Source organism: Paenibacillus sp. FSL H8-0034, assembly GCF_038000305.1.
GTDB lineage: Bacteria > Bacillota > Bacilli > Paenibacillales > NBRC-103111 > Paenibacillus_S.
Genome location: NZ_JBBOBS010000001.1, coordinates 7,346,790 through 7,358,919, shown reverse-complemented (window position 1 = coordinate 7,358,919; position 12,130 = coordinate 7,346,790). Strand labels below are relative to the sequence as shown.

Below are 12,130 nucleotides of genomic sequence, written 5' to 3'. Positions count from 1 at the left end.
AAGACGGTGCAGCGGTTTGTCAGCCACTCAAAGATTGGGATGTGTTCAAATTGGAAGATTGCACAGCATTATTGGAACAGCTTTTACAGGAAGAGCAGGAATTGCAATTTAAGACATTTACGAATCAAATGGCTTTTGAAATCGGCTGTAGAATCGTAGCTAAGGCTGCATTTGAGCATAAATCGATTCTGGTCGATATTACCAAGAATGGACAGTCGATTTTTCACTGCGCGATGGAAGGCAAGACATTGAATAATGCGCAATGGGTGAAACGTAAAAGCAATGTGGTTCACCAGTTTGGCCGCAGCTCTTACTACATGAGTGTTTTACTCAAGTCGAAGCAAATTACGATGCTGGAATGGGGCTTTGTTGATCCCAATGAATACGCGGCGGTTGGCGGGTCGTTTCCCATCATGATTGAAGGCGTTGGCGTTGTAGGCTCCGTTACCGTGTCGGGTCTTCCACAGGAGCAAGATCATCAATTAGTCACTTCGGTACTGAAGGAATTTGTGAATACAGCAAAATAGAGGTGGACTTATGGCAAAAAGTGTAGCTGCGCGTTCCCGGTTATGGAACAGTATCTTACAGTACAAATACATGTACCTGCTCGCGCTGCCCGGCATTTTATATTTCCTATTATTTAAATTCGTTCCGATGTGGGGCTTGCTCCTGGCATTCTTCGAATATAACCCCTATACGGGCTTCGCTGGCGCTGAATGGGTCGGTATCAAGCATTTCAAGGAATTGTTCGCCGACGAAAATTTTTACCTCATGTTAAGAAACACGTTTGCCATCAATATATTCGGTCTGATTCTGATGTTCCCATTACCCATCTTTCTATCCCTCATGCTCAATGAAGTGAGAAGTGAAGTATTCAAAAAAATTAACCAATCGATCGTGTATTTACCCCATTTTTTATCCTGGGTGGTCGTGGTCAGTATGACGTTCTTTATTTTCTCCTCAGAAATCGGTATTATCAACAAACTTCTAAGTGATGCAGGTTATGAGCGTATTTTGTTTTTATCCAATCCTAACTATTTTTGGGGGCTTATCACGTTTCAAAATATGTGGAAAGAAGCGGGATGGGGGACGATTATTTTCCTGGCAGCGATGGCAGGCGTTGATCCTCAGCGCTATGAAGCAGCCGTTGTTGACGGAGCCAGCCGGTTTCGGCAAATCTGGCATATTACGCTTCCGGCTATTCGTCCGACGATTATTATTTTGTTGATTCTGCGTCTGGGTCATATGGCGGATGTCGGCTTTGAGCAAGTGCTGCTGATGTTAAATCCATTGGTGATGTCGGTTGCTGAGGTTTTTGATACGTATGCCTACACGCATGGTATTCTTAAAGGCCAGATCAGTGTAGGGGTTACGGTTGGGATGTTCAAGGGCTTGGTTGGTTTGGTGTTGGTGTTGGCATCCAATTATACCGTTAAGAAGATGGGCCAAGACGGTATCTATTAGAAAGGAGACGTCTCATGAGCTTTGTTGCAAGCAAGAAAATGACCACCTTTGATTGGGTGAATTATACGCTTCTGGCGATCACTTCATTCGTTTGTGTGTTCCCTTTCATTTACGTATTCAGTGTTTCCTTCACCGATCCTGATGTGTATGTGCCGCTAAAATTTTATTTGTTCCCGGACCAATGGTCGCTGGCCGCCTACAAATACTTGTTGTCGACCAACAGCTTTCTGAACTCTCTGAGCAACACGATATTTATTACCGTTATCGGTACAGCGCTGAGTATTGTTTGTTCGTTCACTCTCGCGTATACGCTTACAAAAAAAGCAATGCCTGGTCGGAATTTTATGCTGAGCGCGGTTGTCTTCACACTCGTATTTAATGCGGGGATTGTACCCGGCTATATCCTGGTTAAGGAATTAGGATTAATTAACTCACTTTGGAGTTTAATCTGGCCGAGCTTAACAAGCGCGTGGAGCTTGATTGTTATCAAAAGCTTCTTTGAATCTTTGCCTGCGGAATTGGAAGACTCCGCACGGATCGATGGATGCACCGATATTGGCGTATTCCTGAGAATCGTTATTCCTTTATCCATGCCGGCGATTGCAGCCTTCACGCTATTTTTCGCCGTATCTTATTGGAACACTTATTTTAATGCGCTGATTTACTTGTCCGATTCCAAGAAGTGGACACTGCAGGTCCTTATTAAAACATTGGTAATCGATTCTGATTCCAATGGTGTAGGGCAGGCAGGTGCGGGAGGCGATTCCCGTGCGGTACCTCAGGAAACGATTCGGATGGCTTCCATTATGCTTGCAATGGCACCAATCCTGCTCGTGTACCCGTTTTTACAGAAGCATTTTGCCAAGGGAGTTATGTTAGGATCAGTTAAAGGTTAACACAAATGATGAGGGGGATTTAACAAATGAAACCACTACACGTGAAAAGATTGTCCATGAGCTTGTCCTGCTTATTAGCCATTTCGATGCTGGCGGCTTGTTCGGACGGTGGCAGCGGCTCGAAGACTGCTGCACCTGCAGCAGATCCCAAGGCAGCACCCAAAGCTGCTGAAGCAGAGAAGCCATTAACTGTCAAAATCTTCGCAGGCTTGTATAACGATGCACCTGATATGAACAATGCTTATTGGACGGAATGGCAAAAACGCACAAATTCCAAGCTGGAAATGGAATGGGTGCCATCCGGTGATATCGATACGAAAATGGATTTGGTGCTGGCCTCCGGCGATCTTCCGGAAATCCTGTCCTCACCGAATGCGAACAGACCGTCACTGATCAATGCAGCCAAGAACGGCGCTTTCTGGGATTTGGGTCCTTTCCTGGGGGATTTCAAAGAATTCCCGAACCTGAAAAACAATCTGGCTAAGGATGCACTCAAATATTTGTCCGTTGACGGAAAAGTGTATGCGCTGCCACGCTCCCGTTCCCGTGTCGATCTGGGCCTGAAAATCCGTAAGGATTGGCTGGATAAGCTGAACATTCCGGTTCCAACCACATTGGATGAGTATGCAGCGGCATTGAAGAAAATTACCGATGCCGATCTGGACGGCAATGGCAAAAAGGATACACTTGGCATCATCGGCCAAGGCGTTGTTGTAGATGACGGCACCACCTTGTTTGCAGCCGGATTCGGTGCATTGAATCCTACGTACAATGAAGAGGGCGGCATGATCGAAACGAGACTGACGCCGCAATGGGATGATATGATTGCCTATTTCCGCCAAATGTATACAGACGGCGGATTGCCTAAGGAATTTTCGGTTATGAAGAGAACCCAGAACGAGGAATTGTTCAGAACCGGTAAAGCAGCGTCCTATACGAACAGCATTTGGTGGGATGATGAGTGGGAGAAGGAAAACAGAAAGACGCAGCCGGATGCCAAAATTTTGAATCTGCTATTAAAAGGACCTAAAGGCGATTATGCGCTGGATCTGCAAACAGGTGTATCCGGCGGCTACTACATTTCCAAGAAAGTACCAGAAGCCAGAGTGAAGCAATTGCTTAAATATTTGGAGCAAACAGCGTCCCAAGAAATGACCGATTTTGCATACTATGGTATTGAAGGCGTCCACTACAAAGTGGTAGATGGACAGAAAACGCTGACAGAGCAGGGCGTGAAGGAAGTCAACGTAACGAGTAAAGGCGCAGGCGTATTGGCTTACTCCAAGTGGGGCAAGGTCATTAGTGCTTCCGGTTCAAAAGCATTTAACGATGCGAAAATAAAAGAAGTCGAAAAATTCGATGAGGTTGGCTTGGTAGACCCTTTCAAAGGTATCATTTCCCCGACCTGGTTGAATACTTGGCCGAAATATGAAAGCGAATGGAAGACGATGGAGGCTAAAGCGATTGTTGGCCAAATTTCCATGGATGAGTTCAAAGCTTATACAGCCAAGCTGAGAGCTTTGCCTGAAATGAAAAAGGCATTCAAAGAATTCAGCGATGCTTACAAAACATTTACTGGTAAATAATACAATTATATCTGATCAAGCCCGTTGTGGCCACCGGAGCGAAGGATATCCGGTGGTCGCAATATTGCTGTTTTATGGCGATATTCAGCTAATTTTGTTATAATTCAGTTACATGGAATACCATCCATCGGTCAGGGGAGTGCACCAATGAGAAGATGCCTGGATTTCATACAAAGAACTTTTTTCTCGCTGTTGCCGCGAACGAATTATTTAAAGCGGTTGATTTGGTTTGGCTGTCTGACCGTATCTATTCCCATTATTATTGCTGGTAGCGCTTACTATCATTTTTCGATTGTTAAAGTGAGCGAGCAATTTAAAGAAGACAACAAGGCTGCATTAGTGCTGATGAAGGATCGTATGGAAAATCTGATGACGAATGTCGAGCATGATTCTCTGAAAATATCGATCAGTTCTTTTGTGAAGGATAATATCGGCAAGCCGGGTTTTAAAACTGATTGGTTTCAGCAGAGCGGGGTTCAGGATCTGTTCCTGCTACACAAAAACTCCAATAATCTGATCGATGATATTGTTTTTTATGAGGCTTTATCCGGGATTGTGCTCGCCCAGAATTATGGTTATGTGACTTACGATAATTACAAAAGTCGCAGCGATCTGGATGCCGCTCTGAATATGAATATTCCGGCAGGCTGGGTTTATCTTCCCGATGCGGCTGTAAACGGATACATCACATATTTTCGCAGACTGCCGATTCTTCCCTCAGACCAGCCTCAGGGGGCACTGCTCGTTCATGTGAAGGAAGAGGTGCTCAAGAACAATCTGACGGGTTATTCCACCTTTTCCAAAAACCAATCGCTGCTTATACTGGACTCCAATAACAAAATTATTTTACATTCCACCAATGATTTGACTTGGGGCAAGCTGGCTGGCGATACGGTGGGACTGACGGATATTTTGAAAGATGAAACGAGCTCCGGGCAATACCTGATTAAAGCTCAAAATGGCGATTCGTATATAGCCGTTTTTCAGAAATCGCTGCTGGGCAGAACCTATATTTCCCTGCTTCCCGAGAACGAATTGCTGCAGCAGGTCAGCTGGATTCGGTGGCTGATTGTATTTACGGTAGCGGTTTTTCTCATTGTTGGCCTGCTGCTGACGTTCTTTGCTTCCAAAAGGATTTATAATCCGATCGAGAATTTGATCAAATATGGAGAGAACCTGCAGGGCGGACGGTCGATCAAGCAGCAGGGCAACGAAATTGAGTTCTTAAAATCGTGTCTGGGTCATTTGAACGAGCAAGCGTTGGCGCTCGAAACGTATATGCAAAAAACACAGCCCAACCTTAGAGATCAGCTGTTGAGAAAGTTTCTGAAGGGCTTCACGGGAAGCGGCGAATCACTGCTGCGGGACTGTGATGAATTTCAAATCCCGACAAAGGGCTCGTTTGTTGTATTGATCACGATTGTTGAAAATTTATTTAAAGAAAAGCGCTTTTTGCCCAATGAAGGAGCTATTGTTCTGTTTGCAGTCATGAATGTAATCAAGGAGCTGCTGACCAAATCCCAGCTAAATGGCTATGTTGTCGAGAACAATGAGCGGGAGAGCATCACCATTCTGCACTTTGATGAAAGCGTACCGAGAGAGCGGATTCTGCAGCTGACACGGACGTTTGCCGAGGAGATCAAGGAAGCTCTTAACAAATACTTATCCTTCTCGGTATCCAATGGCGTTGGTGGTATTTATATAGACATCACGCGATTATCGGACGGCTATCATGAGGCTCAGGCAGCTTTGCAAAACCGGATTTTCAGTGATTCGCAGGCCATTTTATTTTTTGACGAGCTGGAGCCTTCGGCGAAGCAATCGTTATTTTTCTATCCTCGTGAACAGGAAAAGGTCATTGTCGAAGCTTTGTCCAGAGGCGAGCTAGTGTATGCGGAGAAGGGCTTGAACGAATTTGCCAAAACCCTGCGCGACTCCGGCTCCTATAATACGATCTATCAGTGCTATCATGTGCTGCTTTCTTCGATTATTCAATCATTGGAGGAGCAGGGGCCGGGCGTGATCGATTCGTTGGAGGGCAATTGGTTTGATCAGCTCAAGGCAAGGCAAACTGCACGTGAAATCTATGAATGGTACATTGAGATTATTTTTCCATTGTATCAACAGCTTACTGAAGAATTTCGTAAAAAAAGTGTCAAAATCGCCATTCAGAAAGTATGCAAGCATATCCGCGAAAATCCCGGTGCCAATCATTCCCTGATCGAAAGTGCCGAGATGATCGGAATGAGTCCTTCTTATTTGAGCCGCATGTTCAAAAAGGAGGTTGGCGTTGCGTTTATTGAATATTTGACTGAATATAAGGTGGAGAAAGCGAAGCAATCGTTGCAGGATACCGATCTGAGTGTGATGGAAATTGCCGAGGTGGTCGGGTATTCGGAACGGAATTTGAACCGGGCCTTTCAGCGTTATGTAGGCATGTCGCCGAAGCAGTATCGAATTTCGAATCGTTAGCTTAGTTATGACTTCTTGGTGCTCAAAAAAAGAATGATGAGCTCTCACTTAAAGTCGTTCATTTATGAACGGCTTTTTTGGCTGTAGTCTATCCTGTGAAATTTGATTACTGGAAGGATGCAGTAGTATTTCTCAGTGATCGGAAGGATATTTGGACGCGCAGCGGGACTTATTCACCAGATTTCTAGGCTGCTCAAGATTGGACAAAAAATGTCCTGTAAGGAGAATACCCGTAAAAAGTACAGCCTCAACCCTTTGCGATCCGCTCATTGCATCTCGATTCAATTGACAAATCTTGTTCAGTCCCGATTCATATGAATTGTCAGTTTAATGCTGTATGGAAGTGACCCTATAATGAGTACGTGAATGAGGAAAGCTGGCAATCCGGCTTTTCTGCAAGAAATCAATGGGAGGCTAACATTCAACCATGAAAAAGCTAATCAATGCACCTAACTCGGTAGTTGATGAAATGATGGAAGGATATGCAGCGGCCTATCCTCAGTATGTGAGAATTTTGCCACAAAACAAGCGGTCGATCGTGAGTGTCAATACGTCTCGTCCCGGTAAAGTGGGTATCGTGATCGGTGGAGGCTCAGGTCATGAACCCGCTTCTTTGGGACTGATCGGCAAAGGGCTGGCTGATGGTGTTGCCGTTGGCAACGTGTTCGCATCCCCACCACCTGCCCCTATTTTGGAGGTTACCAAGGAAATACACGGGGGCGCAGGTGTCGTTTATTTGTATGGAAACTATGCAGGAGACTGTATGAACTTTGACATGGCGGTTGAATTGGCAGGCTTTGAGGACATTCGTGTGGAGACGGTCCGGGTAACGGACGATGTAGCTTCAGCAGCGAGCTCGGAGCAGCGCCGTGGGATTGCAGGCTGTTTTCTGGTTTATAAAGCGGCCGGGGCAGCAGCCAACAAAGGCTTGCCATTGGATGAGGTTGTCAGACTAGCTGCCCATGCAAATGATAGTGTTCGAACCATGGGGGTTGGATTATCGCCGTGTTACTTGCCACAAACCGGAGAACCGAGCTTTACACTGGGTGATGATGAAATGGAAATCGGTTTGGGCATCCACGGTGAACCAGGAGTTATGCGGGGATCACTTCAAACCGCTGATGAGGTTGCCCGGATCTTGTTTGACCGCATTATGGAGGATATGCCGATGGGTACAGGTGAACGTGCTGCGGTGCTTGTCAATGGATTGGGCTCTACTCCACAAATGCAGTTATTCATTATATATAGAAGCATTGCAAAGCTGCTGGAGGAAAGAGGCATTCAGATCCACCGTTCCTATGTTGGCGAGTATGTGACATCGTTGGAAATGGGTGGCTGCTCCGTATCCATCATGAAGCTGGATGATGAGCTTGCTGAATTGATCGATGAGCCAGCCGATTGCGCCATGTTTGTTCAGGTGTAAATCATGCGAATACGCAAAATTCCAGAAGTCAGGTGAATAAAGAGCGGAGCGGCCAAATGGTCCTGGAGAAGCGTCAGCGTTCGCCTTTGAAATCGTGAATAAACTACTTTAATCTCATCAATTTTCACGATTTCAACAGCGATCGGAAGGATATTTGGCAGCGCAGCGAGACTTAATCACCGAGCTTCCAAGTCCATGCTTACGAAGCCAGTTTTGCTACGCAAAACTCTAAGTCTATGCTTACGAAGTCAGTTTTGCTACGCAAAACTCTCAGGAGGGAAATCCATGAACATATCGATTCAACAATTCAAAAACATGCTGTTAGCTACTCAAGCTCGCATCGAAGAAGAAAAAGAATATTTGTCCGAGCTGGATCGAGCATTAGGCGATGGCGACCACGGTGTAACGATGTCACTTGGATGGCAGGCGATAGCTGATACGGTAAATGCTTTTGAAAAGGAAGATTGCGGATTGTTGTGCAAGGACATGGCAATGAGCTTTCTTAATGCGGTGGGCTCCTCGGTAGGTCCATTGTATGCCACGGGTTTTATCCGGGGAGGAGCTGTGCTGCAAGGCCAATCGGTTATCAGTCAGGCCGATATGATCGCATTCTGGACAGCGCTGGTGCAAGGGATTCAAGAGCGGGGGAAAGCCGAGCGAGGAAGCAAAACAATGCTCGATACGTGGATACCGGCTATCGAGAGCTTGCAGCAAGCGTATCGTGAGGACAAGGATCTGGCGGCTTGCTTCCATGAAGCCGTTCAGGCAGGCAAATTCGGGATGGAATTGACGAAAAGCATGCTGTCCAAAACAGGCCGGTCCAACAAATTAGGCGACCGTGCTTTGGGACATCAAGACCCGGGGGCTACCTCAGCTTACGTGATATTGTCTGCCTTTTATGAACAAATCAAGGAACTGCAGCGCATCAATGTGCAGAAATCACTATTTAAATAAAAGGATCTATCCAAATAAAAATCCGTGGAGGAAACACAATGAATTATCGTACGCTGGGTAAGACAGGGATACAAGTATCCAATATTTGCTTTGGAGCGATGTCATTTGGCGGGATTGCTGATGAAGCGACATCCCTGGCTATGTTTAATCGCTGCCGCGAGGTGGGCATCAACTTTTTTGATTGCGCAGATGTGTATGCAGGTGGACGTTCAGAGGAAATTTTGGGCAAATGTATCGCCGACTGTCGGGATGAGGTTGTCATTACATCGAAGTTTTGTCTGCCGATGGGCAACGGGATCAATTCAAAGGGCATGTCGCGCAGACATATGATGCTTTCGGTTGAGAAAAGCTTGAAGCGTCTGAATACAGATCGCCTGGATGTATATTTTGTCCATCATTTTGACGCCACGACAGATATGGAAGAAACGCTGCGCGGCCTGGACGATCTGCAAAAGCAGGGCAAAATTTTGTATCCGGCGGTCAGCAATTGGGCGGCTTGGCAAATTGCCAAAGCCTTGGGGATTTCAAACCATAGAGCTTTGGCCCGCTTTGAATGTATCCAGCCGATGTACAATCTGGTGAAGCGTCAAGCCGAAGTCGAAATATTGCCTCTGGCAGCATCCGAGCAAATTGGCGTTATTTCTTACAGTCCGCTTGCGGCAGGCCTGTTATCCGGCAAGTATAACCAAGGCGCTAAGCCTCAGGAAGGTCGATTTATCGACCATAAGGGCACACAGGATCGTTACGCTGATCAGATGAATTATGAGGTAGCCGATCGTTTTATCAAATTCGCAGGTGAGTTCGGAGCACATCCCGCTTCACTGGCTATTGCCTGGGTTATGGGTAATCCGGCAGTTACCGCTCCGATCATTGGTGCCCGCAATATGGAGCAGCTGCAGCCTTTATTGGGTGCGCTCGACATTGAGATGACACCGGATTTGCGTAAGCAAATATCGGCGATGTCTGTAACGCCTCCACCAGCAACAGACCGTGCAGAAGAAGTATAATCACCCGATAGCAGCATGAAAATAAATGAACCTCCAATGCCACGTAAGCTGTGGACAGGAGGTTCATTTGCTTATCAGTCTTTACAGAGCAGCCATCAAGCCAAAGCAGACAACGGAAAGACCCGTATAGAACCAGGCCCATCTTCGACTGTAGGCTTTGTTTTTCCACAGCCGAATCAAGTACCACAGAGTGAATACAGCCGACACAATCGTTATCAGGCTCAGCGTATTCGTAAACCAGGGTGTCATAGTGAACGGTACCATCGTGCCCGTCATACCCTGATGCTGCGCATGACTGTGGCCGCTGTTCAAGCTTGCACTTCCAGCCATAAGTACCGGCAGCAGCAGATGAATACTGTGCAGCACAATCGGCAGCAGCAACCCGCCTAACGGAAGTAATGAATATTTGCCAATGACTTTATCGGACAACGGTTTTAGCCCTCCCATCGCTCCATTTCTGCAGTCCTTTCTTCATATGTATGGGATGGGGGGATCAATTAGACCCGAGCGTTCTGCTTGCGGAACTGCTTGGGGGTTAATCCAGTTTCCCGCTTAAACATACTGCAAAACTGGGCATCATTAAAAAATCCGGCCTCAAAGGCAATCTCAGCCACACTATGGTTAAAATGGATCAGCATGTGACGGGCGTATGCCAGCCTTTTGCGAAATATATACTGCAGCGGAGCGGCTCCATACTTTTCTTTAAAAAGATGACGAAACCTGTCGTAGCTGTATCCTGCCATGTCTGCCAAGGCTTCGATTTGAATTTTTTGCCGGTAATGCTCATCCATATAATTGCGCGTATAGACGAGGTGATCATAGTGCTGTACAGGCTGACTTTTTTGTCCCCATAAGCGCTGCAGATGAATGATCAGTTCTCCCGTCAGGAGATTGAGCATCTTATCGTAGTCCTGCTTTTGCAGAGTAAATTCATTTTTTAAGCGTAGCAGCAGTTCAAGCATACTATGCTGCGAATCATCGTGGTAGATGGCATTTTTATCGATCGATATCGCTGTATCTGCAGTAAACCCGATGAACAGAACCTCTGTCGTTTCCAGATGCCTTTCATCATGAACCATCCCGGGTGTAATAAAAGAATAGGAGTGGGAAACGTATGTCGAGGTTTGGGTGCCTATACAGGTGTTTCCCTTTCCTTGTACATAGTAAACCAGTTCACAGCAGGCATGCTGATGGGGCTGAACGTAGCTTGCTTGCGGGCGAGTCAGATGGGAAAGAAATTCAAAACGGCACAAGTGTCAGCCACGCCTCACTTTCATTAAATAGCCATATCATATAAAAAATTGACCGAAACATGATAAGGCTTTCAACGTTCTTCTGTTACCATAATAGCACCGGGATTTACATATCGTAAATAGTGAGGAGATTAAATTATGGCACTGACCACTGAACAATTAATAAATCGATTAAAGGTACCAACGAGCCGAATAAGGGCGGTTCTGGACACGGACACCTTTAATGAGATCGATGACCAATTTGCCGTTGTTTACAGTTTGATGTCCAAAGAAAAGCTGCAGATGGAGGCGTTCTACGCAGCACCCTTTTATAATGAATTATCGAATGGACCCAAGGATGGTATGGAAAAAAGCTTTGATGAGCTGCAGCGTATTTTAGAGATTATGGGGGTGCGGGAATCCATTCCATCCTATCGGGGATCGGAAGCTTATTTGCCTGATCCTTCAACTCCTGTAAAGAGCGAAGCGGCGCGCAACCTGGTGGAGAGGGCGATGGCATCGACGGCAGATGACCCCCTATATGTAATTTCGATTGGGGCAATAACGAATGTAGCCTCGGCCTTATTAATGGAGCCTGAAATTATTGATAAAATCGTGGTCGTCTGGCTGGGTGGTCATGCGCTGCATTGGAAGGATACGAAGGAGTTTAACTTAAAGCAGGATCTGCACGCTTCCCGTATCGTGTTTGACAGCGGGGTGCCGCTGGTGCTGATTCCTTGCAAGGGTGTTGCTTCGCATCTGAGCACGAGCCTCTCGGAAATACGGGACTACGTCAAGGGCAGTGGGCTTATCGGCGAATATTTGTATGAGACTTACAAAAATTGCAGAGAGGACCACTATGCTTACTCTCGGGTGATCTGGGATATATCGGCCATTGCCTATCTTGTACAGTCGGACTGGCTGCCGAGCACGCTGGTACACAGTCCACTGATTTCAGAGGATTTTCGCTGGAGCTTTGATTCTAACCGGCACTTCATTCGTTATGTTCATGATCTTAAGCGAGATGATATCTTTAAGGATTTGTTTACCAAAATGCGGCTTGCTGCCAGCAAATAACAGATTCAAATTGAAAAAA

Annotated in this window: 11 protein-coding genes; 9 read left to right on the top strand and 2 right to left on the bottom strand. The window is 46.2% G+C overall.

Annotated features, from left to right (window positions below; genetic code table 11):
- Positions 1-71: 71 nt before the first annotated feature.
- The 8 genes from NST47_RS32865 (at position 72) to NST47_RS32830 (ending at position 9,802) form a co-directional block, all read left to right on the top strand.
- The gene (locus tag NST47_RS32865; RefSeq protein WP_341158899.1) at positions 72-527 is read left to right on the top strand and encodes a heme-degrading domain-containing protein; all 456 of its coding nucleotides are present in this window, start codon (positions 72-74) and stop codon (positions 525-527) included.
- A 10-nt stretch (positions 528-537) separates the two neighbouring features.
- Positions 538-1,464: an ABC transporter permease gene (locus tag NST47_RS32860; protein ID WP_341158898.1), complete on the top strand. Its 927-nt coding sequence runs from the start codon at positions 538-540 to the stop codon at positions 1,462-1,464.
- A gap of 14 nt (positions 1,465-1,478) precedes the next feature.
- On the top strand, positions 1,479-2,360 hold the full coding sequence (locus NST47_RS32855) for a carbohydrate ABC transporter permease (protein WP_076234037.1): 882 nt from the start codon (positions 1,479-1,481) through the stop codon (positions 2,358-2,360).
- Between the two features lie 26 nt (positions 2,361-2,386).
- On the top strand, positions 2,387-3,946 hold the full coding sequence (locus NST47_RS32850) for an extracellular solute-binding protein (protein ID WP_076234036.1): 1,560 nt from the start codon (positions 2,387-2,389) through the stop codon (positions 3,944-3,946).
- A 147-nt stretch (positions 3,947-4,093) separates the two neighbouring features.
- A complete protein-coding gene (locus NST47_RS32845) occupies positions 4,094-6,418 on the top strand; it encodes a helix-turn-helix domain-containing protein (RefSeq protein WP_341158897.1) in 2,325 nt (774 codons plus the stop codon).
- 427 nt (positions 6,419-6,845) lie between these two features.
- On the top strand, positions 6,846-7,841 hold the full coding sequence (locus NST47_RS32840) for a dihydroxyacetone kinase subunit DhaK (protein WP_341158896.1): 996 nt from the start codon (positions 6,846-6,848) through the stop codon (positions 7,839-7,841).
- Between the two features lie 285 nt (positions 7,842-8,126).
- Positions 8,127-8,795 carry a dihydroxyacetone kinase subunit DhaL gene (gene dhaL / locus NST47_RS32835; protein WP_341158895.1) on the top strand — a complete coding sequence of 223 codons (669 nt, stop codon included), beginning with the start codon at positions 8,127-8,129 and terminating at the stop codon, positions 8,793-8,795.
- A 38-nt stretch (positions 8,796-8,833) separates the two neighbouring features.
- Positions 8,834-9,802, top strand: coding sequence for an aldo/keto reductase (locus tag NST47_RS32830; protein WP_341158894.1), 969 nt, complete (start codon positions 8,834-8,836; stop codon positions 9,800-9,802).
- 81 nt (positions 9,803-9,883) lie between these two features.
- On the opposite strand, the gene NST47_RS32825 is transcribed toward NST47_RS32830, so the two are convergent.
- Positions 9,884-10,231 (bottom strand): hypothetical protein, encoded by a 348-nt coding sequence (locus NST47_RS32825; RefSeq protein WP_341158893.1) that lies wholly within the window; start codon positions 10,229-10,231, stop codon positions 9,884-9,886.
- 68 nt (positions 10,232-10,299) lie between these two features.
- The gene (locus NST47_RS32820; RefSeq protein WP_341158892.1) at positions 10,300-10,881 is read right to left on the bottom strand and encodes an AraC family transcriptional regulator; all 582 of its coding nucleotides are present in this window, start codon (positions 10,879-10,881) and stop codon (positions 10,300-10,302) included.
- 312 nt (positions 10,882-11,193) lie between these two features.
- Here NST47_RS32820 and NST47_RS32815 point away from each other — a divergent pair, with 312 nt between their 5' ends.
- Complete coding sequence (locus tag NST47_RS32815) at positions 11,194-12,111, top strand: nucleoside hydrolase (RefSeq protein ID WP_341158891.1); 918 nt, start codon at positions 11,194-11,196, stop codon at positions 12,109-12,111.
- Positions 12,112-12,130: the final 19 nt, after the last annotated feature.